This window comes from Ensifer sp. CCNWLY38 (assembly GCF_037120565.1).
GTDB classification, from domain to species: domain Bacteria; phylum Pseudomonadota; class Alphaproteobacteria; order Rhizobiales; family Rhizobiaceae; genus Ensifer; species Ensifer adhaerens_H.
In genome coordinates, this window is the sequence record NZ_JBBBBO010000003.1 from 72367 (window position 1) to 97000 (window position 24634).

Sequence of the window (24634 nt, forward strand, 5' to 3'; positions counted from 1 at the left end):
GGACCGCGACCGGTCGACCGCGCGCATCTGTCGGGAGCGTGCTATCCGAAGGCCAGCTCGAGATTTTGCCGGTCTCGTGCCACCACATGGCATTTGGTCTCGAAACCTTCGCCGGCGACGACCAGCACGAGTTCCGGTGGGATGCCGGCGGAATTTGAAACGGTGACCGCAGCGCCATCGGCGCCAAGCGACCGGATGGTGCACTCTATCTTTGAATGCCTGTCGTCGAAAAGAATGGTTCCGGCCTTCAGGACGCGTTGACGGGGGCCTGACGGATAGCCGACTTCGAGACTGCTCCACTCGACGCAGCGGTTCCGTCCGCTGGCCTTGGCGAGATACATTGCCGCGTCCGCCTGGGCGAGCAATGTACCGATCTCCCTGCTCTTGAGCGATAGCGCCGATGTGCCGAAGCTCGCGGTGACTGCAAGCTGACCAAAGTCACCATGGATCATTTGCGCGGCAATCGCTGCCCGCAGCTTTTCCGCGGCGGCGAGTGCGCCGTTCGCGTCCACGTGCGGCAGCATGATTGCGAACTCCTCGCCGCCGAGCCGCCCGAACAGATCGCTTGCCCGCAGATTGGACTGGCAGACGGCGCTCACGGCCTTCAAGACCTCGTCTCCTGCCGCATGCCCGTGCGTGTCGTTGACCCGCTTGAAGTGGTCGACGTCGAGGACGATGCACGATACGTCGTGCTGGTGCCTTATGGCGAGCGAAATCAGCTTGTCCGCCTCCTCGCGGAAGGCGCGGCGCGTCAACGTGCCGGTGAGCCCATCCGTCGCGGCCGACCGGAGCAAATCGATCCGGTCCATCGCCACGCCCGCCAGTTCGGTCAGGATCGTCAGGTCTTTGTCGGTGAAGTGTCTCGGCGCGCGGTCGATCGCGCATACGGTCCCGACCGTATGACCATCCCGCGTCTTGAACGGAACGCCTGCGTAGAACCGAACATGTTCCGGGCCGGTGACGGCGGATGTCGCGAAAACCGCGGATCCTGTGTGGCGTCGTGCACGACAAGCGGTTCCTCGGAGGCGATAACATATCGGCAGAAAGTGTCTTCCCGGGGAACTTCGTCGAATGCGAGCCCCGAGCAGGCCTTGTACCATTGTCGATGTGCGTCGACCAACGAGACGATGCCGATGTCGATGGCGAAGATCTGTTTTATCAGCCGCACGACCCGCTCAAGGCCTTCATCCCTTGGCGTGTCGAGAATGTCGAGATGTCCAAGGGCGGTCAGGCGATCGAATTCCCTGCCTTTCGCGTCCGTCGTCGGCCGTCCGGCTGGCTCAGCAACCACCATTCCGTTTTCCTTTCTCATTGCGCGCCAAGCAAATAGAGCGTTTTACGGAAAAAACAAAAGGCACTGAACAGCACGTGGATGTGGATTGCCTCGGCTCTTTGGCGAAACGTCCGTCAATGGCCGTGTTCATGTAGGCGGGGCGAGACCCCGCCTACGCCTAGCCGCCGAAACTTCCGAGCTGCGTCGGCACATGCACGTAGTTGCGATCGAAATAGAGCAGCGCATTGCCGTCGCTGCGCGAGCGGATGCCGACGACCCGGCCGATGAGGATGTGGTGTGTTCCAAGCAGCCGCGCCTCGGCGAGTTCGCAGTCGAGCGAGACGATGGCGTCTTTGACCGCGAAGCTGCCGGATTGCATCTCGACCCAGTCGGCCGCGGCATAGCGGGCGGCCATATCCGGCGTCGCGCCGGCGAAATGGCCGGCGAGATCCCTATGGTCGTGGCTGAGCACGTTGACGCAGAAGCGCCGGTTGTCGATGAACAGGCCGCATTGGGTGGAGTTGCGGTTCATGCAGACGAGCAGCGTCGGCGGCTCGTCGGTCACCGAGCACATGGCGGTGGCGGTGAACCCGCCGCGTCCGGCGGGTCCGTTGGTGGTGATGACATTGACCGGCGCGCAGACCCGCGCCATGGCGTTGCGAAACTCCGTCTTCGAAACGAGCGGTTCCATGACGGGCCTCATTCGGCGGCGTTGCGCAGAGCGGCCGCATCGTCGAGCGGCGGAAGCCAGGTGCTGCCGGTCCAGCCGTTCTCGTCATAGTCCGCCATGCACTGGTCGACGAGCGCTTCCATCTCCTTGAGACGCCCGCCGCGTTCGGCCCCTTTCAAGACCTGCAGCCGCACCTCTTCAGGCGCGCCGGCATAGTTGAGTTCGTAGAGCGCGTGGCGTCCGCCGAACTCCGTGCCGGTCGCGTCCCAGAGCAGTTTCATGATCTTGATGCGCGCGATGTGCCCCATATCGTTAGAGCCGCGGACATATTGCGCCAGGTAACGATCGATCTCGGGATTGCCGAAGTCGCGCACTGATGAGGGCAGGTAGATGAGGCCCGAGGCGATAACCTTGCGGATCGTCTCGATCACACGCGGGTAGGCCTCCGACATGAAGGTTCGATAGGAAAGCGCCGCCTCGAGATTGGGAAGCACGGCGCCATCGGCCCAGGGGATGGGATTGTGGGCCATGGCGTTGGAGAAGCTCCAGAACATGTGGCGGAGCGCGATGACCTCGCCGAGTGCTGCCTGATTGCCGCGGAAGGCGTCGCCGCCGGTTGCACGGAGCGCCTTGGCAAGCAGACCGGCGAGGAAGTCGAGTTTCACGGCGAAACGGGTGCAGCCCTGGAAGCAGTAGCCGTGCATGAAGCCGGAAGCCGGGTGGAAGGAGAGGATCTTGGCGGCATCGCGCAAGACCAGGACGTCCTCCCAGGGCACGAAGACGTTGTCGAGCACCAGGATCGCATCGTTCTCGTCGAAGCGCGACGACAGCGGATAGTCGAAGGGATGGCCGACGGTGTTGGCTGTCTGCTCGTAGGAGACGCGGCAGAACATCTTGATCCCGGGCGCGTTCATCGGAACGATGAACATCACCGAGAGCGAGGGATCCTCCGTTACCGTCGCCGAACTTTGCGCCAGGAAATTATAGTGCGTCAGCGCCGAAGAGGTCGCGACCACCTTGGCACCTGAGACGTAGATGCCGGCGTCCGTTTCCTTGGTGATGTGGACGAAGACGTCCTTGACCGCATCGGCCGGCTTGTGGCGGTCGATCGGCGGGTTGACGATCGCGTGGTTCATGAAGAGCGCCGCTTCCTGGGCGCGTTTATGCCAGGCGAGCGCGTTGTCCTTGAACGGGCCATACCAATTGGCATTGGCGCCGAGCGTGTTCATCAGCGCCGCCTTGTAGTCGGCGGTGCGGCCCATCCAGCCATAGGACATGCGTGCCCATTCGGCGATCGCGCCCTGCTGGGCGGCAAGATCGGCGGAGGAGCGGGCGACGCGGAAATATTTGTGGGTGTAGCCGCCGGACCCCGTGTCGGTCGGCGCCGTCAGGATGTCCCTTTTTGCCGGATCATGCAGCGCGTCATAGAGCCTGGCGAGCGACCGGGCGGAATTGCGCATCGCCGGATGGCTGGTCACGTCCTTGATGCGTTCGCCGTTGATATAGACCTCGCGGCCGTCGCGCAGGCTTTCCAGATATTCGGCGCCGGTGAAGGGCCGCGTCCTGTCGGCGCGGAAATCCTCTGCTCTCATTTTCTCCTCCTTGAGTTTCGTCAAGGCTAAGCGTTGAAATCATTGGCCGCCATGGACAGAATGGCAAAATGACTTGTACTTTTTTCGGTGGGCCATGACCGACGCCATTCCAAGTTTCTTCGTCTACGGTGAACCGGAGCAACAACTCGAACCCGGATTTTTCCATGTCGAGACGGTGATGGCGCGGCGTAACCTGCATCAGGGACAGGTGAAGGCGCATAAACACGATCAGATGGGGCAGATCACCTTCTGGATGAGCGGCCGCGGCACCTATTTCATCGACGACAGGCCATTGGACTTTTTGGCACCGGCCGTCAGCTTCGTGCCGAGCGGCATCGTGCATGGTTTTTCCGTCGATCCTGAGACGAGCGACGCGGTCGTCGTCTCGGTCGCCGATGGCGCGCTGCTGTCGATCCGGGAGAACACCACGCTTCCTGTTGATGCGCCGGTCATGATCCGTGGCGACGGCGAGGACCGGGGCTGGCGCCGTCTTGCCGAACTGCTCGATATCGTTGCCGACGAATATGCCGGCGGTGCGCCCGGCACCCAACAGATGCTCGCCTCGCTGGTCGCGGCCGTCCTCACCCAGATCGCCCGTCTGGCATCCGCCACGCCATCTCCGGCCCAGCCGTCGCAGGCGATGCTGGCGGCTCAGCTGCGCCGGCTTATCGATCTGCACTTCCGGCAAAACTGGAGCGTCGTGCAATACACCGACGCGCTGGCAACGACACCGCACCTCATCGCCAAGGCGAGCAGGGACGCCTTCGGCATGCAGGTCAAGGAGCTCATCAACGAGCGTCGATTGCTCGAGGCCAAGCGCCTGCTGCTCTTCACCGTACGGCCGCTGGAAGACATCGCCTATGAAATCGGCTTTGCTGATGCCGCGTATTTCTCGCGCTTCTTTCGCCTGAGGGTCGGTGAGGCGCCGAGCGACTGGCGCCGCGCACGGGTGAGCTCATCAGGAGCCGGCTAAGATTGCCGGCCCCGATCGCATTGCCACGTTGGTCGCCGACTATCGGCCGTAGTTCCGCATCACCTCCATCAGAGGCTCATGCCGGATCGCCTGGATCTTGAAGCGATCATGGGCCGTGCCGCCGGAATCTTCCGCCGCGATCATCGCGTTGACCACCGCTTCCTCGACGCTGTCGACAGTCGCGAGATAGACCGGGTCGAGCAGGTCGTCGTTGACGATCTCCAGCGACAGACGCGGCGGCGCCTTGTGCGCCATCGGCTGAGTGTTGGCCGTGGAAAAGGCGAGGAAGATGTCGCCGGAATTGTTGCCGCCGGGCGTGCCGTTGCGGCCGATGCCGATCGCCGCCCGACGCGCCAAGCGCTTCAGCTGATGCGGCGCCATCGGCAGGTCGGTGGCGATCACGACGATGATCGAGCCGCGCTCCTGCATCTGGCTTTGCGGCGTGCCGTCGCGCATGTGCTCGCCGACCGGAACGCCGCGGATCGTCAGCCAGTCGCGTTGGCCGTGATTGGCCTGTACCAGCGTACCGATCGTGTAGTCGCGGCCACCGAATTCGACGACGCGCGATGCGGTGCCGGTGCCGCCCTTGAAGCCATAGGCGATCATGCCGGTTCCGCCGCCGCAATTGCCTTCCTGCACCGGACCGGACGCGGCGCCGTCGAGTGCTGCGCGCACATCTGTCTCGGTGATCGGCTGGCCGTTGATGTCGTTCAAGACACCGTCATAGGTCTCCGCCACCACCGGCATCAGCCAGAGGAAATCATCCGTGTCATACGTCGACCGGTAGCGCTCCAGCATCCATTGGATGGTGGCGTGGTGCGTCATGCCGACGGCATGGGTGTTGGTGATCATGACGGGCCCGAGGAAGAAGCCGCCGTCCTCGATCCAGTGGGTGCCGGTCATCTCGCCGTTGCCGTTGAAGCGGTGCACGCCGGCATAGACGGGAACGGGCGTGGCTGAACCGGCATGCGGAAGGATGGCGGTGACGCCGGTGCGGACAGGACGCTTGCGGCCCGGGCGCGGCGTCTCTTCCGCGATCGTGCGGAAGCCGACGGTTATGCCTTCGACGTCGGTGATGGCGTTGAAGCGGCCGGTGCGGCCGGAAAACGGCAGCCCGATATCGCGGGCGCGAGCGGTGGGCGAGGCGGGAGTTTTATCGTTCATGATCATTTCTGCCGGGAGCGAAGGTAAAGGCCGAGCGAGGCGACGACGAAGGAGAAGGAGAGCATCATCACGGCAATCGCGTTGATCTCCGGTTTGATGCCGCGCCGAAGCATGGAGAAGATGAACATCGGCAGCGTAGTGACGTCGACGCCGGCGATGAAATAGGTGATGACGAGATCGTCCATCGAGATGATGAAGGCGAGCAGCGCGCCGCCGACGATTGCCGGAAAGAGCTGCGGCAGCACCACCCGGCGAAAGGTCATCCATTCATTGGCGCCGAGATCGGCGGACGCGTGCTCCAGCGTCCGGTCCATGCCGGCAAGTCGGGCCGAGACGACGATGAAGACGTAAGAGATCAGGAAGGTGCACTGGCCGATGATGATCGTCGTCAACCCCAGCCGGATGCCGGAATTGACGAAGAAGATCAGAAGCGCGATGCCGAGCACGATATCCGGCATCAGCATCGGCATGAACATCACCACCCGGTAGAAGCGCTGGCCGACGAATTCGAAGCGATAGAGGCCGATGGCGATCGCCGTGCCGAAGATGGTCGCAATGGCCGTCGTGGAGGCCGCGATGACCAGGCTGTTCCAGACCGCCTGCAGCAGTTGGCCCGTCGATTCGATGTAAAGCGCGCTTTCGGAAACCTTGGTCTTGAAGCCGAGAACCTGGGCGTACCATTCGGTGGTGAAGCCCGTCCAGGTCATCATGTTCACCGGATTGGCGTTGAACGAATAGACGGCGATGACGACGAGCGGAATGTAGATGAAGGCGAAGAAGAGGCCGGTGTAGGCGAGCAGGCTGCCGGTGAATAGGGATCGAGCGAGCTTCATGGGTCACCTCACCGTGCCAGGGCGGCGGCAGCGCTGCGCCGTCCGGAAAGCACCACATGGGCGATCATCATCACCAGCATTACGGTCATCACCATCATCGCCAGTGCTGCGCCGAAGGGCCAGTTGCGGGCCGCGAGGAACTGCTGTTCGATCAGGTTGCCGAACATCATCACCTTGGCGCCGCCAAGCACCGCCGGCACAACGAAGTTGCCGAGCGCCGGAATGAAGACGATGACCGCGCCACCGGCAATGCCGGGAGCCGTCAGCGGCAGGATGATGCGCCAGAAGGTGCGCAGTGGCCCGGCGCCGAGATCGAGCGAGGCGCGCACCAGGGTCCAGTCGAGTTTCTCGACGCTGGCATAAACGGGCATGAACATGAAGGGAATGAACACATAGGTCATGCCGAGGATGATCGCGCCCTTGGTGTAGATCAGGTCGAGCGGCCGTTCGATCAGCCCCGTTGACAGAAGCATCTCGTTGACGAGGCCGGTCTGGCGCAGGATCAGCACCCAGACGAAGAGGCGCACGATCAGGCTGGTGAAGAAGGGCAACGTGATCAGGAACAGGCAGAAGTTCTTCCAGCGCTCGGAAAGCCGGGCGATGCAGAAGGCGGCGGGATAGCAGACGAGAAGGGTCGCGAGCACCGTCAGGGCCGCGATCTCGACCGAGCGCAGAAAGATCGCGATGTAGATCGGATCGAACTCCTCGAACATCGGATCGGCAAAACCGAGGATCCGCCCGAAATTATGCGGATAGAAGGTCCACTCCACCCCGCCATAAAGGCCGGGTGCCAAGAAGCTTGTGACGACCATGATCGCGAGCGGACCGAGGAAGAAGACGGCGAGAAAGGCCGAGACCGGCCCGAGCAGAAGGCCAAGTTGAAAGCGGCGGCGGCTGGCGATCGACATCTCAGGCACCTGCACTTTCGCCGATCAGGTGCACGGCGGCGGGGTCATAGGCAAGTCGCGCCTTCCGGGTTCGCTCGACCGCGCCGACGAGATTGCGGCGGTTGGCCGGCACTTCGGCAATCACCCTGCGGCCCTCGGCGGTGCGGCCGAACAGCTCGAAGGTGGAGCCGACGAAAACAATCTGGTCGAGATCGACATCGATCGTCGGGAAGGGCGCATTTTCCTCAGCGAGAAAGAACTGCTCCGGCCGGATCAGTGCCGTCGCCTTTGTCGAGATTTTCCGCTCGCAGGGCTGGTGGCGGATCGCCATGCCATCCGTTGTCATCAGCCGGTCGCCGTCGAGCGTGCCCTCGAACAGGTTGCTGGCGCCGATGAAGGTGGCGACGAAGGTGTTGACCGGGTGGTCGTAGATGGCGCGCGGCGTATCGAGCTGCTGGATGCGGCCACCGGAGAGCACGGCGACGCGATCCGACATCGTCAGCGCTTCCTGCTGGTCGTGGGTGACGAAGATGAAGGAGATGCCGAGCTCGTTCTGCAGCGTCTTCAGTTCGATCTGCATCGCCTGACGCAGGTTCTTGTCGAGCGCCGACAGCGGTTCGTCGAGCAGCAAGAGCTTCGGCCGGGCGATGATGGCGCGGGCCAGCGCCACGCGCTGTTGCTGGCCGCCGGAGAGCTGGCGCGGGCGGCGCGCCTCCATGCCTTCGAGCCCGACCATCTTCAGCGCGGCGGCGACCTTTTCACGGCGCGCCGGCTTGGCGACGCCCGCGACTTCCAGCGAATAGGCGACGTTTTCGCCGACCGTCATGTGCGGAAACAGCGCATAGTTCTGGAAGACGGTGTTGACCGGGCGGCGGTAGGGCGGCCGGTCGGTGATGTCCTCGCCGTCGATCAGGATAGAGCCGCCGTCGAGCTCGACGAAACCGCTGATCGCCTGCAGCAGCGTAGTCTTGCCGCAGCCGGAAGGCCCGAGCAAGGTCAGGAATTCGTTGCGGCGGACATCGAGATCGATTCTGTCGAGAGCGGTCACGGTGCCGCCTTCCGGAGTGGCGAAGGCCTTGCTCGCCTCCACCAGCCGGACGATGGAATTCTGCATACTTCTGTTCCCCAAAATGTTATGCAAATAACGCTTGTGCGTTTTAGATATATGGATACCATTTGCTGATCGGAGTCAACGGCCACCAGAAGCTGTGATCCGGAAGCGGCCGGCAAGGGCCGTAGAGGGGCCGAACGGCCATGACCATCAGAGGAGAATGATGATGACAATGACGAATGGGGTGAGACGTGAAGGCAAGAGGCCCTTCGCCGCCCGCGCACGCACCATGGCCCTTTCGCTGACGACGCTTTTCGCGCTGTTCGGCACGGCGCAAGCGGCTGAGCTCAACATCTACAACTGGGGCGAATACATCAATCCTGCGGTGCTGAAGAAGTTCGAGGAAGAGACTCAGATCAAGGTGAACCTCTCCACCTATTCCTCGAACGAGGAGATGCTGGCGAAGATCCAGGGTGGGGCCACGGGTTACGACATCGTCTTCCCGTCGGTGCACATGCAGGACATCATGGCTAAGCTCGACCTGCTCGAAAAGACGGACATCAACGACTACGAGGGTTTCAAGAACATCGACCCGACCTTCCTGCGCGCCAAGAGCGACCCGAAGGGCGAATTTTGCCTGCCCTACGCCTTCGGCTCGGTCGGCATCCTCTACAACCGTAAACTGCTCGGCAAGGACGTAACCGGATGGCGCGACCTGATCGAGACGGTGAAGGCGAAGGGGCTGAAGTTCACGCTGCTTGATGACATGCGCGAGGTGCTTTCGGTCGGCCTGATCCTCAATGGTCACAAGGTCAATTCCACCGACCCGGCGGAATTGCAGCAGGCTGCCGATACGATCATCGCGATGAAGCCCGACGTTGCCGCCTTTACCTATGACACCCGCCCGATGGTCGCCGCCGGCGATGTGGCTGCCGGTCATTTCTTTGTCGGCTCTATGGTCGATGTCTTCGCCAACCCGAAGGATCTCGGCTACGTGATCCCCGAGGAAGGCGCGACGATGTACCAGGAGGATATCTGCGTCCTGAAATCTGCCCCCAACAAGGACAACGCCATCAAGTTCCTGCAGTTCTATACGCGCCCGGAAGTCGCGGCGCTCAATATCGAGCAGCAGACCAACGGGACGGCCAACGTACCGGCGCGGCAATTGACCCCCGAGCAGATCAAGAACAGCAAGGAAATCAACCCGCCTTCGGAGACGATGCAGAACCTGCAGATCTTCGAAGACCTCGGCCCCGGCGTGCGCCAGCTCGACCGGGTCTGGACGAAGGTGAAGACGGCGCAATAAAGACGCGATGCGACGACAGGAGCGGATGCGGCGGTTTGTTACCCGGCATCCGCTTCAAAAGCACTGCGTATTTCCTTACCTCCTGGCTGAGGATAAACATGCAAAAATTCAAAGTGCTCCAGCGACCTTTGTCCGTCTGAAATGACGAATGTCGCTTTGGAACGGGAGGGGACGTGGCACCGCGCATCCTGAAGCTGCTGCGCAGCGACGAGATGAGACGCTCGAAGTCGGACAAGCTCATCGCCAACTACATCGAGCGCAACCTCGCCGATATTCCTTTCGAGACGGCGCGCTCGATCGCGACCCGTCTCGAGGTTTCGCCGATGACCGTTGGGCGCTATCTTCGGCGCTTGGGCTTCGATGGTCTCGACCAGCTGAAACACGAACTCAGGCGTGACGGCTCCAACAATCCCGCCTGGCAGGTCAAGGGCTCGGTCGGCCGGTTGCGGGAGGATAACCGCGAAGGCAAGCTGCTCGCCGGCCTGATCCAGCAGCAGGTCGACAATCTCGGCATGATCTATGAGCTGACGACCGCGCCGGAATGGCAGCAGACGATCGATGCGCTGATTTCTGCCAGCGAGGTCTATGTCGCGGCCTATCAGAACGTTCGCGGCATCGCCCAGTATTTCGCCAGCCAATTGTCCTATACGCGGCCGCGCGTCCAGTTCGTCGACGGCCTCAACGGCACCTATGCCGAGCTGCTCGACGGCTCGGTCGATGGCCGGGTCCTGTTCCTGCACGACGTGCGTCGTTTCGCCGCCAAGGCGCGGCCGCTCGCCGAGGAAGCCCGTCGCGCCGGCGTCAAGGTCATCCTCTATACCGACGAGTTCTGCCCCTGGGCGCCCGAAGTCTCCGACATCTGCCTGGTCGTTCCCGGCTCGCACGGTCCGCTCTGGGATGGGGCTGCGACGACGGTCGCGGTGATGGACCTGCTCTTGAGCAACATCATCGTCGTGCTCGGCGACGATGTCGGCGAGCGCGTGGCGCAGCTGACCCGGCTGCAGAACGTCTTCGGCGATTTCGAGGACTAGGCGGAACTCATGGCCGACTACGTTTGTGGGATGTAGTCCCGCCCAATGTCGATCGATGCCGGGCGCCCGTCGAGGAAGAGCTCGCCGATGCGCGGCGCCGTTTTGGCGATGACCTTGCCGGCCTTGATGACGAACAGCCGGTTCGGTTTCAGCCGCAGGGCCTCGCTGACATCGGCCGCCTGCAAGAGGACCAGATCGGCCTTGCAGCCCACCTCCAGCCCATAGCCTTCCAGCCCCATGGTTTTCGCCGAGTTCACGGTGATCGCGTCGAATATCCTGCGCTTGTCCTCGATGCCGCCCATCTGCGCCACATGAACAGCCATGTGCGCGACCTCCAGCATGTCGCCAGACCCCATCGAGTACCAGGGATCCATGACGCAGTCATGCCCGAAGGAGACGTTGATTCCTGCCGCCATCAATTCCCTGACCCGCGTCATGCCGCGCCGTTTCGGATAGGTGTCGTGCCGTCCCTGCAGCATGATGTTGATCAGCGGATTGGGAATGACGTTGATCTCAGCCTCGACCATCAGCGGGATGAGCTTGGAAACATAGTAGTTGTCCATCGAGTGCATCGAGGTCAGATGCGAGCCCGCGACGCGTCCCTGCAACCCGAAGCGCACGGTTTCGGCCGCCAGCGTCTCGATGTGGCGCGACAGCGGATCGTCGGTCTCGTCGCAATGCATGTCGACGGGCAGGCCACGGTCGGCGGCGATGCGGCAGAGTGCCGCCACCGAGCGTGCGCCCTCTTCCATCGTCCGTTCGAAATGCGGAATGCCGCCAACTATGTCGACACCCATGTCGAGGGCGCGTTCGAGCGACGCCGCGCCATCCTGCGCCCGATAGTAGCCATCCTGCGGGAAGGCGACGAGCTGCAGGTCGATATAGGGCGCGACCTTCTCCTTGACCTCCAGCAGGGCTTCCGCCGTCACCAGCCGCGGATCCGAGGTGTCCACATGGCTGCGGATGGCAAGAAGACCCTGGCTGACGGCGAGATCGCAATAACGCAGCGCCCGCTCGACCAGCGCCTCCTTGGTCAAGGTTGGGCGCAACTCGCCCCAGAGCGCGATGCCCTCAAGCAGCGTGCCGGAGACGTTCATCCGTGGCAGGCCGAGCGACAGCGTTGCGTCCATGTGGAAATGCGGATCGCAGAAGGGTGGGCTCAGCAACCGGCCGGTGGCGTCGATCTCTTCGCCCGCGGTCGCGGCAAGGTTCGGCTCGATTGCGGCGATCTTTCCGCCCGCAACACCGGCATCGATGCCCTGGCGTCCGTCCGGCAGGTTGGCGTCGCGGATGATCAGGTCGAACATGGCTGGCTTCTCCAGATGTCAGGCCGCTTGTGGACCAAGCTGGCGTGCCTACGATCCGAAGCTCTTGCGATAGGCGGCCGGCGACGTGCCGAATCGACGAACGAAGGAACGACGGAAGGCGATATCGTCATGGAAGCCGATATCCGTGGCAATCTTTTTGAGTGGAATGCCGGTGTCTTCGGCAAGCCTGCGCCCCGCCTCCAGCCGCATGCTCTCCACATAGTCGGCGGGCGTCATGCCCACCTCCTGTTTGAACTGCCTGGAGAAGTTTCGCTCGCTCATGCCGACGCGCCGGGCAACCGCTGCGACGCTGAGGTCGGAAGAGAGATTGTCGGCAATAAAATCCTGAGCCGCACGAATGGGTGTCTTCTGTGCAAGCTGGCCGGCGAGAAGGGTGCTGAACTGGGTCTGGCCGCCGGGCCGCTTGAGGAAGACAACGAGTTCACGCGCGACCTTCAAGGCGATGTCCAGGCCGAGATCCTTCTCGACGATGGCAAGCGCCAGGTCGATGCCGGCCGTTACGCCGGCTGAGGTCCAGACGTTGCCGTCCTTGGTGAAAATGCGGTTGGGCTCGAGTTTCACCTCCGGGAAGCGCTTGCCGAATTCCGCCGCTTGCGACCAATGCGTCGTCGCCCGCCTGCCGTTTAAGAGACCCGCCTCGCCGAGCACGAAGGCGCCGGAGCACACCGATCCGAAACGGCTGGCGCGAGCCGATGCTTCCTTCACCCAGGCGAGAAGCGATGCCGGCAGTGGCCGTTCATGAATGAGCGGATCCCCGGCCACAAGCAACGTATCGATGTCGGAAACACCTTCCTCCAGCGACCGATCCGGCAGCAGCGTCAACCCGGAAGATCCGCGCACCGGACTGCCGGACGCGCTGACGACCTCCACGGAATAATGGTCGGTGCCGCTCTGACGGTTGGCCTCCGCAAACACGTCCGAGGGCCCGATAACATCGAGAAGCTGCACCCCCTGCATGGCGACGATGGCGACCTTGTGAACGGCCATTAACGAACCTCGAACAATCTGCCGGTCAGTATGATGCTGACCGTTCGATAGAAGACGACAGCGATGGCGCCGGCGAGAAACAGGAAGAACAGCCCAGCCAGGCCGGTGAGGATAGCGCTCTCGGCAGAAGCCGCATACCGGAAGAAGGCGATCGACAGGGCAGCAAGCGGAAAGCTGATGGCCCACCAGGCGACGCTAAAGGGAACATGGGAGCGGAACACCATCGGCGACAGGACGAGCATGAGAAACAGGGCAAAGTAGAACAGGACCGTGGCGAAGAGATCGACCGAACCCGTGACGTTAGTATAGGCAAGGAAGCCGACGGCAAAGGGGGCGACCAGAACCATGAGGGACGGCCGAGCCAGCGCCGGAAGCGGATCTTCGTGGCGCAGCCGCGAGAAGATGAGCGCGATAAAGACCGCGGCGATGACGCTGCCGACCGAAAAGGCAAACATATTGACTTCATGCGCCCAGGAGAACGGCATGGCGTGGCCAGTAACGGCGATATCAAGGGTGGCGACGCCGGGGATGAGTAGCGGCGGCAGGGTGGTATCGCGCGACTGCTGCCGGCCGAGGAAGCCTCTGGCGACGACATAGGCGAGGGCGAAGGTCAGCGCAGACGCGATGGTCCAGACGACCTCTGACAGCAGCGGGCTGTAAAGGTTCAGAAAGGCAGACTGCAGAAGCAGGCCGATTGCGACGGTCGCAAAGAAGTTGCTTTGAACCGGATGGGCGAATTCAGCGGCGACCAAGCCAGGGTGGCGGCGCCATTTGATGGCATAGCCCAGGGCAAGGCTCAGAAAGATCGAGGTACCGAGCCAGCCGACATATTCCCCGGGAAGGGCCGGCAGTCCGATCGTCCTGGTGGCTTCGCGCCAGGCGAGGCTCAGGCCCGTGATGCCCATTACCGATGCGAACAGGTTGATCGGAAGCTGCGAGATCGACCGCTTGGTCAGCGGCGTGCTGTTCGAGAGATCTATGGATTGAACGGTCATTGGCTTGTTCCTGTCCGAAAGAGTGCTGACAGGATTAGAACACGCTACACCTTTGTCTTGAATGATGCAAACAGTACGATTTCGGACTGGCTGCGTATGTTTCCGGCCAAGGACCGCTCAGTATCGCCGCCAGGTCGGTTGCCGACCACCGCGGCCGGGTCACGGTGCCCCGTAGCTGCGCCAGAGAACATAGAGGCTGACGGAAAAGATGATGGCGCGGAAAATCTGCGTCAGCGTATCGCGCTGGGTCGCAAGCCGGGTGGAGACGATGGTGCCGACGATTCCGCCCAAAATGCCGCCGGCGATGAAGTAGCCGGCGATGCGCCAGTCCACCAAACCCGAGGAAGCGTAGTTGATCGCGGTCGTCAGGCCGAAGGTGCCGACGGCAAGCAACGACGTGCCGACCGCATTGATGAGCGGCATGCCGGTTGCAAGCAGGAGGCCAGGGACGATCAGGAAACCGCCGCCGATGCCGAAGAAACCGGAGCAGGTACCGGTCAAAAGCGCCGTCACTCCGGTCTTGCCGTGCGTCCCGATCGAAAGCGATTGCGGCGTGGCCGCCGTGTCGCACTTTACCTTTTTCATGGCGAAGCTGACGAACATCATCACCAGCCCGAACAGGAACAGCAGGCGCTGGCCGTCGACCAGTTTGCCGAGGCTGGAGCCAAGATAGGCGCCGAGCGAGCCGGCCACCGTGAAGATCAGAGCGCACCGCCACCAGAGGTGGCCGCGAAGCGCATGGCCGATGAGGTTGAGATAGGCGTTTGCGGAAACGGCGAGCGCTCCGGTGCCGAGCGCCGTATGCACGTCGCGAATGCCGACCACATAGATGAGGAGCGGGGTTGCCAGGATCGAGCCGCCGCCACCGATCAGGCCGAGCGTGAAGCCGGTGAGCGAGCCGGAGCCGATCGCGAGCAGCATTTGCTGGAAAGGATCCGCCACGATGCCTCTACCCCCAGATCGAACCGGGAAGGGCGTCGAGCGGGATTTTCAGGTAGCGCCGGCCATTGTCTTCGGTGGCCGGGAGCTCGCCGCCGCGAACATTCACCTGCAGCGCATGCAGAATGAGTTTCGGCATCGGCAAGGTTCGGTCGCGGGCCTCGCGCAGGCCGACGAAATCGGCCTCGGACTTGCCGGCGACATGCGGGTTTTTGGACTTCTGCTCCGCGACGGTGCTTTCCCAGCGCGCCTCGCGGCCGCCGGGGCAATAGTCGTGACCTGTGAAGAGCCGTGTCTCATCCGGCAACGCCAGGATGGCCTGGATCGACCGCCAAAGGTCGGCAGCGCTTCCGCCGGGAAAATCGGCGCGCGCCGAGCCGCTGTCGGGCATGAACAGCGTGTCGTGGATGAAGGCGGCGTCGCCGATCACGTAAGAGATCGACGCGAGTGTGTGGCCGGGCGAATGGATCACTCGGGCCTTGAGTTCGCCGATCCGGAACGTTTCGCCGTCGACAAACAGCCGGTCCCATTGCGAGCCGTCGCAGGCGAAATCCGGCCAGTTATAGATCGCTTTCCAGATCCGCTGCACACCCTTCACGTGTTCGCCGATCGCCGTCGGCGCACCGGTCTTTGTTTTGAGATAGCGCGCCGCCGAGAAATGGTCGGCATGAGGGTGGGTGTCGAGGATCCATTCGACGGTCAGGCCGTTGGCGGCGACATGGTCGAGGATCGCGTCGGCGTTCCGCGTGGCGGTCGAGCCCGACTTCTCGTCGAAATCGAGCACCGGATCGATGATCGCGCATTTGCCCGTCGCTGGATCGGCAACAACATACTGGATGCTGCCGGTGCGGGCGTCGTAAAAGCCGGTCACATCGGGCTTATGCATAGGCGAGCGCCTCTTCAGCCGTTGCGCACGGGAAGAAGATTGCGCGAGCGGGGTCAAAATCGTAATCGGCTTCGAAGGTGGGCGCGTCCGCCGCCAGCTGCGCGACGCAATCGAGGATGAACTTCACCTTTTCGTCCGAAAGCAGGACGCTGAAGTTCAGCCGTGTGAACCCGGGCTTCTCGATCTCTTCGCCGGCGAGGATCGCCTGTCGGATCTGTTCGGAGTGTTCAGAATCGATCGACAGCAGCCGGTGTACGTAAGGCCCGGCACAGGCGCAGCCGCCGCGTGCCTGGATGCCGAAGCGGTCACTCAGCATGCGGGTAACGAGCTGCTGGTGGACGTAACCGCCCTTGCCGTTCCTGATGCGGAAGGAGAAGATCGGCAGGCGATCCGGTTCCTGAAGGCCGAGCAGCTCCAGCTGCGGGACGGTCTTCCAGGCGGCAAAGGCCTGTTTGGTCAGTGCGCGGTTGCGTCTTTCCATCTCCTCAAGCCCGATTGCATGCTTGACGATGAAGGCGAGGGCCGCGCGGATGTCGCCGACGACGTTCGGTGTGCCCGCTTCCTCGCGGGCCTCAAGGTTGCCACTGTAGTCGTGGGTATCTGGCGAAACGAACTTCACGGTGCCGCCACCCGGCCAGGTCGGCTTGTCGGTGGTGACGCCGTCGCGCCGAACGATCAGGATACCGGAGGCGCCCGGGCCGCCGATGAACTTGTGCGGCGAGACGACGATGGCGTCGATCTCGGCGCCGGCAGGCGACATCGCAATCGGAACGTAGGGGCCGGCGCCGGCGTAATCCCAGATCATCTTCGCGCCGGCGGCCTTGACCACCCGGGTGATCGCCGAGACGTCGCTGGTGATGCCGGTGATGTTCGAGCCGGCGGACAGAGCGCAGATGGTCAGATCAGGCGCACCGGCATTGAGCGCTTCGGCAAGCTCGGCGAGATCCGGCCCGCCCGCGGGGCATTCGGCCAGTTCGACGATCTCAGCGCCGCTTTCACGCCAGGGCAGGATGTTGGAGTGGTGTTCATAGGGGCCGATGATGACGCGGACTTCTTTGCCTGCCGCCACGGCTTCGGCAACGCCGAAGAGCTTGACCAGGCGGTTGATGCCCGAGGTCGCGCCGGAGCCGGTGAAAATGACAGCGTGTTTCGCACTGGCGCCGCAGAATTCGCCGATCAGCGCGCGCGCTTCCCGCCGCAACCGGGTCATGAAGCCCCCGCAATAGGAAGCTTCCGTGTGGCTGTTGGCGTAATAGGGCAGGACTTCGTCGAGCACGAAGCTTTCGATTACTCGCAGTGCCCGGCCGGAGGCGACATAATCGGCATAGACGAGCGGCTTCGTGCCGTATGGACCGACGATCTGCGCCTTCGCGCCGACGAGATCGTCGCGAAGATCGGCAATCACGCCCGGGCGGTTCAAAGCCTGGCGGAACTTGGCAAGCGGGCTAAGCTCCTCACAGGAGTGGCGGTGAACTGTTGGAACGATCATCTCGCTGACCTCCCTTGGAGCGAACATTGACAGCGATTATATTCCCCTTCATGGTCAAAAAATTCACCTATCTTCCTGCGCCAGTCGCGCTGTATTGTGTCAAATGATCGAAGAATCATCAAAAATAGATAGTTTTGATCTGAAGATCATGACGTTGCTGCAAAAGGATTCGAGCCTCTCGCAGCGTGAGTTGGCCGAGCGGGTCGGGTTATCGCAAAATGCCTGCTGGCGGCGCCTTCAGCGTCTGCAGTCGATCGGCATGATCCGGGGTTCGCACTGCGACATCGATCTCAGTGCTCTGGGCCTGGATCTGACGGTGATCGTGATGATCCGCACACGCCATCACTCCAAGGAATGGAGCGACGGCTTCCGGCAGCATGTCGAGCGGCTGCCGGAAGTGATTGACTTCTACAGGATCGGCGGGGACTGGGATTATCTGATCAAGGTGGTGACCCGGGGCATGGGCGGCTACGACGCCTTTTATCAGAAGCTCATCACGAACTTCGATCTCGCCACGGTCACGGGGTTCTTTTCCATGGAGGCGATCATCAACAATCGCCCGGTGGATCTCAGCCGACTTAAGTGAGGCGCCGGGCTCCGGCGCCTCACTTAGTGGTCACATCACGCCGAAGCGCTCGAAAGCATCGACGGTGCTCATGCCGGCCTCGATCGCGAGGCGGACCTTGCTTTCGGTTTCGGCTTTCTCCAGCGCCAGCGCGATTGCTTCCCGTTCCGCCTCGCGCGGGATAACGAGCACGCCGTCGCGGTCGCCGAAGAGGATATCGCCCGGCCGGATGCGGATGCCGCCGATCTCGATCGGGATACCGTAGTCGACGACCTTGCCGCGCGGCCCCTGGTCCTGCGCGTAGGATCCGTAGCAGAAGGTCGGGAAATCAAGCGCGAGGATGCCGGCGCTGTCGCGGCAATAGCCGTCGCAGATCGCACCCGCTGCTTTGAGTTTCATTGCCCGGGTCGACATCAACTCGCCCCAGACCGCATAGCGCGGCGAGGAACCGGAGCAGACATAGATCTCGTTGGGCTTCAGGCTGTCGAGCGCGTGGAACATCAGGCCGAAGGGCTTGCTGCTAAATTCCGAATGGCCGCTGGCCTCGGCGGTTGCGAAGAAATCGGCTTCGAGCACCGGCATCGCCCGTCCGACGGCGACCATGTCGTCGCGGAGCGCCCGGATCTGCGGCGGCAGGAACTGGTGTTGCAGCCCCATCGTGTCGAGGATGTCGCCGACCACGGCCGTGAACAGACGGCTGCGCATGGCGGCAAACAGTTCGGTATCGTCTTCAAAACGTGTCATTTCTCTTCCCTCAAGCCACGTGTGCCATGGCGGTAGCGATGCCCTGCATCACGCCTCTGATTTCCGCGAGGCCCTTCAACCGGCCGATCAGCGAATAGCCAGGGTTGATCCGCTCCTTGCCGATGTCGTCGGCCAGGAGGTGCCCGTGATCCGGGCGAAGCGGGATTTGCCAGTCGGCGCGGCCTTCCTGTAGCCGACGCTCCTGTTCCTGCATCAGCGCAAGGATCACTGCCGGCATGTCGCTCGATCCGCCGAGATGATCGGCCTCGTAGAAGGAGCCGTCCTCCTCCCGCTGGACATTGCGCAGGTGGGCAAAGTGAATGCGTGGGCCGAATTCACGAACCATGGCTGGCAGATCATTGTCGGTGCGCGTGCCATAGGATCCGGTGCAGAAGGTGATGCCGTTGGCTTGGCTGTCGACGGCGGCGAGGATGCGCCTTACATCCGCGGCCGTCGAAACGATGCGCGGCAGGCCATAGAGCGAAAAGGCCGGATCATCGGGGTGGATGCAAAGCCGGATACCGACCTCCTCCGCCACCGGAACGATCTCCTTGAGGAAGCGCGCCAGGTTGGCATGTAGGGCGTCTGCCGTCACGCCGTCATACTCGGCAAGGGCGGCCAGAAAGCTCGCCCGATTGAACTGCCGCTCGGTTGCCGGCAGGCCGGCAATGAGATTGCGTTCGATCCGGTCGATCTTCGCCTGGTCCATCTGATCGAAACGCTGGCGGGCGGCGAAAATCTGCCGTTCGGAGTAACTATCCGCGACGCGCGGCCGCTTCAGCACGAAGAGATCGTAGGCGGCAAAGTCGACCGCGTCGAAGCGCAGCGCATAGCCGCCATTCGCCAACGGCTGCATCAGCTCGGTGCGCGTCCAGTCGACCACCGGCATGAAGTTGTAGCAGACAGTCGTGATACCCGCGCGCGCCAGCGCTCGCAGCGTGTCCTTGTACCAGCCGATGTAGCGGGCGCTGTCTGATGTCGCGAGCTTGATCGAGTTGTGAACCGGGATGCTCTCGACGACACTCCAGCGCATACCGGCGGCTTCAATCAGCGCCTTTTGGGCAAGGATCGCTTCATCCGACCAGGGCGATCCGTCATAGATATGATGCAGCGCCGAGACGATCCCCGTGGCCCCCGCCTGCCGGATATGGCTGAGCGGCACCGGATCATTTGGCCCATACCAGCGAAAACACTCTTCCATCAGTCTCATGCAGAACTCCTACCCGCGTCAGTGGCTATTGTTGGACCACGCCCGTCAATAATGTCCGATTGGTCCAACAATTCAAGCCTTGTCGACGGAATTTTGGACGGCGTTGGCAACTTTGTGCGAAATTTGAGAGATTGCGCTTGACTGAAAGCGTAATCTGGACCAACAAATAGAGCATTGCAGGGAGGATGGCCGGTGAGCAGTTCTGTACGAGAAGAGGCGTTGTCGGGTGTGGAGCCCGTCGAGCCGGGCAAGACCTCGGCCGTGGACCGGCTGGTCGAGCAGATCCGCGACATGATCTCCGAGCGCGGTCTCGGCATCGGCGACGCGCTGCCGACCGAGCGCGATCTTGGCGAACAATTCCAGGCCGGGCGCAACACGGTGCGCGAGGCGCTGCAGGTGCTGCGCGCCTATGGCATGGTCGAGACCCGGCCGAAGGTCGGCGCCGTCATCAGCGGCGGCCACGGCGAGGCGATCCGCCGGCTTTTTGCCTTTCACAACGGCGTCTCGCCGGACTCTTTCCGCGACCTCCAGGGCTTCCGCCGCATCATCGAGACGGGTGTCGGCGAGCACATCATCCTGACGGCTACTGACGCCGATTTCGACCGGCTGGATGCGATCAACGCGCGGATCCTGGAAGCGGACAGCGTCGAGGAAGCGGCGCAGTGCGACTACCTGTTCCATCAGGCGATCGTGGAGCTATCCGGCAATCGCACGACGGTCGCCGCCTATCACATGCTGCGCTCCGTGATCGAGGAGGTCATGCGGCTCGGCAAGGCGGAGCGCCCGGTGCATGCGGCGACCTTCGAGGCCCATGCCGAGATCATCCGGGCACTGAGGGCCCGCGACCGCATCGCCTACGTCTACCTGATGAGCCGCCACCTGGAGTTCGGCATCCGCTTTGTCGATGCAGCACCCGGCGGCCAGCCGTCGCGATGAGCACATAGACATTTTCGCCTGGACCGCTCCCCAAATGGGCGGTGCTGGCATCCGTTTGCCGGATCCACTCGCCCGTTGGTCCGGCGGCACGAACAGGGCACTTGGGAGGAGAACCAAAATGAACAATTCGAAACGTCACATTCTGGCGCTTGCAGCATTGCTTGCCACCGTCAGCTTTGCGCCGGGTGCGGCACATGCCGGCGGCAAGGCGATTGCCGGCATCGTATTCCAGCAGGACCAGTATTTCCGCGGCATCCAGATCGGGATGGAAAAGGCGGCCGAAGCCGCCGGCGACGAGCTTCTGGCCGGCAACAGCGATAGCAAGCTGGAGAAGGAAGCCCAGCTGATCGATACCTACATCGCCCGCGGCGTGAACTCGATTGTCGTGGCGCCGCTTTCGGCCGACGCTTCGGTGCCGGCGCTGAAGAAGGCGCGTGACGCTGGCATCACGGTGGTGACCTATGGCACCTCGGCCAACGGCGACGTCGCCCAGGCGACGGTGATGAGTTCGGACCGCGATATCGGCATCGGCACCGGCAAGGCCGCGACCGACTTCCTGAAGACACTGGGCAATGGCGAGAAGGTCAAGATCGGCACGCTCGCCTTCAAGGCGCTGCTTCCCGAACAGTCGAATGCCCGCGTCGATGGTTTCCTAAGCGTCGTCAAGGATCAGGTCGACATCGTCGCGCAACAGGACGCCTGGCTCGCCGAAAAGGCACTCGCCGTCGCAAGCGACATGCTGACGGCCAATCCCGATATCCGGGTGATCTATGCTGCCAACGAAGGCGGCACGATCGGTGCAGTGCAGGCGGTCAAGAAGGCGGGCCTTGAAGGCAAGGTCTTCGTCTTCGGCACCGACGGTTCCGAGCAGCTCGCCAATATGCTCCTGAACTCCGACAACGTGCTGCAGGCAACGACGGCGCAGCAGCCGCTCGAGGTCGGCAAGCAGGCAATCGAAGCCGCGCAGAACCTGCTCGACGGCAAGAAGATCGAGACCAAGGTCAACGTGCCCGTTCTGCCTCTGACACGCGTCAACGCTGAAGGGGTCGCTGCCTACAAGGAAGGCCTGAAGGCCCTGAAGTAAGAGCCTGAAAGTGAACCGAGCGGCGGGCATCGCCCGCCGCTCCTTCGCCGCGCACAGCAGGAAAACCGCATGAGCTATCCGCAACTAAGGTCAGCCGCGTTGCAAGGGGTGCAGGGACGGCTGGACTTTCGGACCGTGACCAAGCGTTACGGCCCGACTGTCGCCCTCTCCGAATTCACCCACAGCTTCGCACCCGGCCAGGTGCATGCCCTCATGGGCAAGAACGGCTCGGGCAAGTCGACGCTGGTCAAGCTTCTCGCCGGCGTGACCGAGCCGACATCCGGCACGATCAGCGTCAATGGCGAGGACCGCCATTTCACATCGCCGCATGATGCCTTTGCCGCCGGCATCGTCACCGTGCACCAGGAGCTCTCGCTGGTGCCGGAGCTTTCTGTCGGCGAGAACATCTTTCTCGGTCGGCTGCCGCACCGCCGCCGCGCCGGCTTCAGCGTCGTCGACTGGGCCGGCCTGCACCGGCGCGCCGGCGAACTGCTCGCCGACATGGGGCTTGCGATCGATTCCCGCCAACCGGTCTCCGCACTCAGCGTCGGCCAGCAGCAGGTGGTTGAGATCGTCAAGGCAATGTCCTTCAACCCGTCTATCCTGCTTCTGGACGAGCCGACCTCGGCGCTCGCTTCCCGCGAGGTCAAGCAGCTCTTCGCGCTGATCGAGCGGCTGCGCGCCCATGGCGTGACGATGATCTACATCACCCACCGCATGAGCGAACTCTTCGAAATCGCCGACACTTGCACGGTTATCCGCGACGGCCACTATATCGGTTCCGTTGCGATGAAGGAGACGACGCCTTCCGCGATTGTCGGCATGATGTTCGGCGATGCCGCGCGCGCCACACGTCCGCCGCGGCGAACGCTTGACCGCGCCAAACCCGTGCTCGAGGTCCGCAATCTCAGTCGGACCGGACATTTTCAGGATGTCTCCTTCGACCTCTATCCCGGCGAGATCCTCGGCATCGCCGGTCTGCTTGGTGCCGGCCGCACCGAGCTCATGCGGGCGATTTTTGGGGCCGACCGGATCGACGGCGGTTCGGTCACGTTCGACGGTCGCGACATGACCGGTGCCAGCCCGCGCGACATGCGCAAGGCCGGCCTCGGCTACACGCCGGAAAACCGCAAGGAAGTCGGCCTCGTGCAATCGCTTTCGACGGCCGACAATCTCTGTATGGCAAGCCTCGGTCCGATCTCGCGCAACGGTTTCATCTCGCGCCGGCGCGAGCAGCCGCATGTCCGTCGCCAGATCGCCGATCTGCACATCAAGTGCGGCGATCCGGAACTGCCGGTGTCGTCGCTTTCCGGCGGCAACCAGCAGAAGGTGGTGATCGGCAAATGGTTGAACCGGCAGCCCTCCGTCATGTTCTTCGATGAGCCGAGCCGTGGCGTCGACGTCCAGGCCAAGCGCCAGATCTTCGACATCATCTGGCAGAAGGCGGCTGCTGGTCTCGCCAGCATCTTCGTCTCGACGGAACTCGAGGAGGTCCTCGAAGTCGCCGACCGCATCCTCGTCATGCACCACGGCGCTGTCGTCGCCGAGGTGGATCCGACGAAAACCGACCTTACCGAACTTTACGGCCTGTGCATGGAAGGGGCCAAGCAATGACACTTGTGAGCCAAACGACCGAAGCTGGTGGCCAGAACACGCCGCTCAAGTTCCTCAAGACCTACCCGATGGAGATCATTCTCGCGGCGCTGGTGATTTTCCTGATCCTGGTCGCGCCCGGCTTCGCCTCTACCGGCAACGTGCTGAACGTGCTCCGCACGGTCTCGATGCTCGGCATCATCGCCTTCGGCATGACCGCCGTGATCATCAGCGGCGAAATCGACCTTTCGGTCGGAGCCGGTGCCGCGCTCGCCGGCTGCATCGTCGCCTGGTTCGCCGACCGCTTCGCCGGTGTCTTCGGCGACTGGGGTGCGGTCACAGTCGGTTTTGGCGTGGCGCTGTTGCTCGGCTTCACGCTCGGCTACCTCACCGGTCGCTTCCGGCAATGGTTCAACGTGCCGACCTTCATCACCACGCTCGCGCTTTTCGCAGCGCTACGCGGTGTCGCCAATCTGATCACCGGCGGTTTCCCGATGTCGTCCTTTCCGCTCGGCTTCGATTTCCTCGGCGGCGGCTACCTCTTCGGCATTCCGTTCCCGGTCTATATCTTCGCGCTGACCTTTGCCGGCATGCACTTCCTGATGAAGTACACGAGCTTCGGCCGCGAGGTTTATGCCGTCGGTGGCAACATGGAGGCGGCACGACTCTCCGGCATCGACATCTGGAAGGTGAAGGCGCTGACACTGGGGCTCACCGGCGCTCTCACGGCCGTCTCCGGCACGCTGATTGCTTCGCAGATCGGCGCGGGCACCGGGACGACGGCGACCGGCATGGAACTCGACGTGATCGCAGCCGTCATCATAGGCGGCACCTCTCTCTTCGGCGGCAAGGGCCGCATCTGGGGCACGCTGATCGGCGTTCTGTTCCTCGGCTGCATCTCCAACGGCATGACGCTGATGAATGTCAGCGAATATTGGCAATACGTCGTGCGCGGCGGGATCATCCTCGGCGCCGTGCTTCTCAACCAGGTCCTGGAACGGGTGCGTTGAGACCGGAGCGGGGTGCACGCATTCCGCTCCCTTACGAAAATCGATCACGCTTGTGGTTTCGGATCTGTACGACCTGAAACCATCGCGA

The 24634-nt window shown here is 62.8% G+C and carries 22 protein-coding genes and 1 pseudogene; 8 read left to right on the plus strand and 15 right to left on the minus strand.

Annotation, left to right across the window (positions count from 1 at the left end; all coding sequences use genetic code 11):
• Positions 1–41: 41 nt before the first annotated feature.
• From V7S54_RS07440 to V7S54_RS07450, 3 genes and pseudogenes are all read right to left on the minus strand, one after another.
• Positions 42–1294: pseudogene (locus V7S54_RS07440) on the minus strand (sensor domain-containing diguanylate cyclase).
• Between the two features lie 157 nt (positions 1295–1451).
• The gene (locus tag V7S54_RS07445) at positions 1452–1964 is read right to left on the minus strand and encodes a flavin reductase (RefSeq protein WP_336408096.1); all 513 of its coding nucleotides are present in this window, start codon (positions 1962–1964) and stop codon (positions 1452–1454) included.
• Between the two features lie 8 nt (positions 1965–1972).
• Positions 1973–3535 (minus strand): 4-hydroxyphenylacetate 3-hydroxylase N-terminal domain-containing protein, encoded by a 1563-nt coding sequence (locus V7S54_RS07450; protein ID WP_336408097.1) that lies wholly within the window; start codon positions 3533–3535, stop codon positions 1973–1975.
• A 94-nt stretch (positions 3536–3629) separates the two neighbouring features.
• Between V7S54_RS07450 and V7S54_RS07455 the strand changes: the two genes are divergently transcribed.
• Positions 3630–4508 carry a helix-turn-helix domain-containing protein gene (locus V7S54_RS07455; protein ID WP_336408098.1) on the plus strand — a complete coding sequence of 293 codons (879 nt, stop codon included), beginning with the start codon at positions 3630–3632 and terminating at the stop codon, positions 4506–4508.
• 39 nt (positions 4509–4547) lie between these two features.
• On the opposite strand, the gene V7S54_RS07460 is transcribed toward V7S54_RS07455, so the two are convergent.
• The 4 genes from V7S54_RS07460 to V7S54_RS07475 are packed head-to-tail and all read right to left on the minus strand — an operon-like array spanning position 4548 to position 8506.
• Positions 4548–5672: a DmpA family aminopeptidase gene (locus V7S54_RS07460; RefSeq protein ID WP_065376772.1), complete on the minus strand. Its 1125-nt coding sequence runs from the start codon at positions 5670–5672 to the stop codon at positions 4548–4550.
• A gap of 2 nt (positions 5673–5674) precedes the next feature.
• Positions 5675–6505, minus strand: a complete 831-nt coding sequence (locus tag V7S54_RS07465) for an ABC transporter permease (protein WP_065376708.1) — start codon at positions 6503–6505, stop codon at positions 5675–5677.
• Positions 6506–6513: 8 nt separating this feature from the next.
• Positions 6514–7413 carry an ABC transporter permease gene (locus tag V7S54_RS07470; protein WP_336408099.1) on the minus strand — a complete coding sequence of 300 codons (900 nt, stop codon included), beginning with the start codon at positions 7411–7413 and terminating at the stop codon, positions 6514–6516.
• A 1-nt stretch (position 7414) separates the two neighbouring features.
• On the minus strand, positions 7415–8506 hold the full coding sequence (locus V7S54_RS07475) for an ABC transporter ATP-binding protein (RefSeq protein ID WP_065376706.1): 1092 nt from the start codon (positions 8504–8506) through the stop codon (positions 7415–7417).
• A 163-nt stretch (positions 8507–8669) separates the two neighbouring features.
• Here V7S54_RS07475 and V7S54_RS07480 point away from each other — a divergent pair, with 163 nt between their 5' ends.
• Entirely contained in the window at positions 8670–9749 is a 1080-nt protein-coding gene (locus V7S54_RS07480; RefSeq protein WP_234793187.1) for a polyamine ABC transporter substrate-binding protein, read from the plus strand.
• 173 nt (positions 9750–9922) lie between these two features.
• Positions 9923–10780, plus strand: coding sequence for a MurR/RpiR family transcriptional regulator (locus V7S54_RS07485; protein WP_065376705.1), 858 nt, complete (start codon positions 9923–9925; stop codon positions 10778–10780).
• 17 nt (positions 10781–10797) lie between these two features.
• On the opposite strand, the gene V7S54_RS07490 is transcribed toward V7S54_RS07485, so the two are convergent.
• The 6 genes from V7S54_RS07490 to V7S54_RS07515 all read right to left on the minus strand — a co-directional run bounded on the left by V7S54_RS07490 (position 10798) and on the right by V7S54_RS07515 (position 17404).
• Positions 10798–12087 carry an amidohydrolase family protein gene (locus V7S54_RS07490; protein WP_065376704.1) on the minus strand — a complete coding sequence of 430 codons (1290 nt, stop codon included), beginning with the start codon at positions 12085–12087 and terminating at the stop codon, positions 10798–10800.
• Between the two features lie 48 nt (positions 12088–12135).
• Positions 12136–13095 (minus strand): GlxA family transcriptional regulator, encoded by a 960-nt coding sequence (locus V7S54_RS07495; protein WP_336408100.1) that lies wholly within the window; start codon positions 13093–13095, stop codon positions 12136–12138.
• Entirely contained in the window at positions 13095–14090 is a 996-nt protein-coding gene (locus V7S54_RS07500; RefSeq protein WP_065376702.1) for an SLAC1 anion channel family protein, read from the minus strand. The genes V7S54_RS07495 and V7S54_RS07500 overlap by 1 nt, the downstream gene beginning before the upstream one ends.
• A 159-nt stretch (positions 14091–14249) precedes the next feature.
• On the minus strand, positions 14250–15011 hold the full coding sequence (locus tag V7S54_RS07505) for a sulfite exporter TauE/SafE family protein (protein ID WP_336408333.1): 762 nt from the start codon (positions 15009–15011) through the stop codon (positions 14250–14252).
• 28 nt (positions 15012–15039) lie between these two features.
• Positions 15040–15915 carry an MBL fold metallo-hydrolase gene (locus tag V7S54_RS07510; RefSeq protein WP_065376700.1) on the minus strand — a complete coding sequence of 292 codons (876 nt, stop codon included), beginning with the start codon at positions 15913–15915 and terminating at the stop codon, positions 15040–15042.
• Positions 15908–17404: an aminotransferase class V-fold PLP-dependent enzyme gene (locus V7S54_RS07515; RefSeq protein ID WP_065376699.1), complete on the minus strand. Its 1497-nt coding sequence runs from the start codon at positions 17402–17404 to the stop codon at positions 15908–15910. Before V7S54_RS07515 ends, V7S54_RS07510 begins: the two co-directional genes overlap by 8 nt.
• Before the next feature lie 103 nt (positions 17405–17507).
• Between V7S54_RS07515 and V7S54_RS07520 the strand changes: the two genes are divergently transcribed.
• On the plus strand, positions 17508–17990 hold the full coding sequence (locus V7S54_RS07520; RefSeq protein ID WP_057251205.1) for an Lrp/AsnC family transcriptional regulator: 483 nt from the start codon (positions 17508–17510) through the stop codon (positions 17988–17990).
• A gap of 30 nt (positions 17991–18020) precedes the next feature.
• On the opposite strand, the gene V7S54_RS07525 is transcribed toward V7S54_RS07520, so the two are convergent.
• Positions 18021–18713 carry an RraA family protein gene (locus V7S54_RS07525; RefSeq protein ID WP_336408101.1) on the minus strand — a complete coding sequence of 231 codons (693 nt, stop codon included), beginning with the start codon at positions 18711–18713 and terminating at the stop codon, positions 18021–18023.
• 10 nt (positions 18714–18723) lie between these two features.
• Positions 18724–19914: a mannonate dehydratase gene (uxuA, locus tag V7S54_RS07530; RefSeq protein WP_336408334.1), complete on the minus strand. Its 1191-nt coding sequence runs from the start codon at positions 19912–19914 to the stop codon at positions 18724–18726.
• Between the two features lie 201 nt (positions 19915–20115).
• Here uxuA and V7S54_RS07535 point away from each other — a divergent pair, with 201 nt between their 5' ends.
• The 4 genes from V7S54_RS07535 (at position 20116) to V7S54_RS07550 (ending at position 24546) form a co-directional block, all read left to right on the plus strand.
• Positions 20116–20859: a FadR/GntR family transcriptional regulator gene (locus tag V7S54_RS07535; RefSeq protein ID WP_083203815.1), complete on the plus strand. Its 744-nt coding sequence runs from the start codon at positions 20116–20118 to the stop codon at positions 20857–20859.
• 118 nt (positions 20860–20977) lie between these two features.
• A complete protein-coding gene (locus V7S54_RS07540; RefSeq protein WP_336408102.1) occupies positions 20978–21943 on the plus strand; it encodes a substrate-binding domain-containing protein in 966 nt (321 codons plus the stop codon).
• Between the two features lie 69 nt (positions 21944–22012).
• Positions 22013–23557 carry a sugar ABC transporter ATP-binding protein gene (locus V7S54_RS07545; protein ID WP_336408103.1) on the plus strand — a complete coding sequence of 515 codons (1545 nt, stop codon included), beginning with the start codon at positions 22013–22015 and terminating at the stop codon, positions 23555–23557.
• Positions 23554–24546, plus strand: a complete 993-nt coding sequence (locus V7S54_RS07550; RefSeq protein WP_057251200.1) for an ABC transporter permease — start codon at positions 23554–23556, stop codon at positions 24544–24546. The genes V7S54_RS07545 and V7S54_RS07550 overlap by 4 nt, the downstream gene beginning before the upstream one ends.
• Positions 24547–24634: the final 88 nt, after the last annotated feature.

What these genes read in the sequence shown, in the direction of transcription:
- V7S54_RS07445 (WP_336408096.1), bottom strand. Translation starts at nt 1,964, where the DNA reads ATGGAACCGCTCGTTTCGAAGACGGAGTTTCGCAACGCCATGGCGCGG.
- V7S54_RS07450 (WP_336408097.1), bottom strand. Translation starts at nt 3,535, where the DNA reads ATGAGAGCAGAGGATTTCCGCGCCGACAGGACGCGGCCCTTCACCGGC.
- V7S54_RS07455 (WP_336408098.1), top strand. Translation starts at nt 3,630, where the DNA reads ATGACCGACGCCATTCCAAGTTTCTTCGTCTACGGTGAACCGGAGCAA.
- V7S54_RS07460 (WP_065376772.1), bottom strand. Translation starts at nt 5,672, where the DNA reads ATGAACGATAAAACTCCCGCCTCGCCCACCGCTCGCGCCCGCGATATC.
- V7S54_RS07465 (WP_065376708.1), bottom strand. Translation starts at nt 6,505, where the DNA reads ATGAAGCTCGCTCGATCCCTATTCACCGGCAGCCTGCTCGCCTACACC.
- V7S54_RS07470 (WP_336408099.1), bottom strand. Translation starts at nt 7,413, where the DNA reads ATGTCGATCGCCAGCCGCCGCCGCTTTCAACTTGGCCTTCTGCTCGGG.
- V7S54_RS07475 (WP_065376706.1), bottom strand. Translation starts at nt 8,506, where the DNA reads ATGCAGAATTCCATCGTCCGGCTGGTGGAGGCGAGCAAGGCCTTCGCC.
- V7S54_RS07480 (WP_234793187.1), top strand. Translation starts at nt 8,670, where the DNA reads ATGACAATGACGAATGGGGTGAGACGTGAAGGCAAGAGGCCCTTCGCC.
- V7S54_RS07490 (WP_065376704.1), bottom strand. Translation starts at nt 12,087, where the DNA reads ATGTTCGACCTGATCATCCGCGACGCCAACCTGCCGGACGGACGCCAG.
- V7S54_RS07495 (WP_336408100.1), bottom strand. Translation starts at nt 13,095, where the DNA reads ATGGCCGTTCACAAGGTCGCCATCGTCGCCATGCAGGGGGTGCAGCTT.
- V7S54_RS07500 (WP_065376702.1), bottom strand. Translation starts at nt 14,090, where the DNA reads ATGACCGTTCAATCCATAGATCTCTCGAACAGCACGCCGCTGACCAAG.
- V7S54_RS07505 (WP_336408333.1), bottom strand. Translation starts at nt 15,011, where the DNA reads ATGCTGCTCGCGATCGGCTCCGGCTCGCTCACCGGCTTCACGCTCGGC.
- V7S54_RS07510 (WP_065376700.1), bottom strand. Translation starts at nt 15,915, where the DNA reads ATGCATAAGCCCGATGTGACCGGCTTTTACGACGCCCGCACCGGCAGC.
- V7S54_RS07515 (WP_065376699.1), bottom strand. Translation starts at nt 17,404, where the DNA reads ATGATCGTTCCAACAGTTCACCGCCACTCCTGTGAGGAGCTTAGCCCG.
- V7S54_RS07520 (WP_057251205.1), top strand. Translation starts at nt 17,508, where the DNA reads ATGATCGAAGAATCATCAAAAATAGATAGTTTTGATCTGAAGATCATG.
- V7S54_RS07525 (WP_336408101.1), bottom strand. Translation starts at nt 18,713, where the DNA reads ATGACACGTTTTGAAGACGATACCGAACTGTTTGCCGCCATGCGCAGC.
- uxuA (WP_336408334.1), bottom strand. Translation starts at nt 19,914, where the DNA reads ATGGAAGAGTGTTTTCGCTGGTATGGGCCAAATGATCCGGTGCCGCTC.
- V7S54_RS07540 (WP_336408102.1), top strand. Translation starts at nt 20,978, where the DNA reads ATGAACAATTCGAAACGTCACATTCTGGCGCTTGCAGCATTGCTTGCC.
- V7S54_RS07545 (WP_336408103.1), top strand. Translation starts at nt 22,013, where the DNA reads ATGAGCTATCCGCAACTAAGGTCAGCCGCGTTGCAAGGGGTGCAGGGA.
- V7S54_RS07550 (WP_057251200.1), top strand. Translation starts at nt 23,554, where the DNA reads ATGACACTTGTGAGCCAAACGACCGAAGCTGGTGGCCAGAACACGCCG.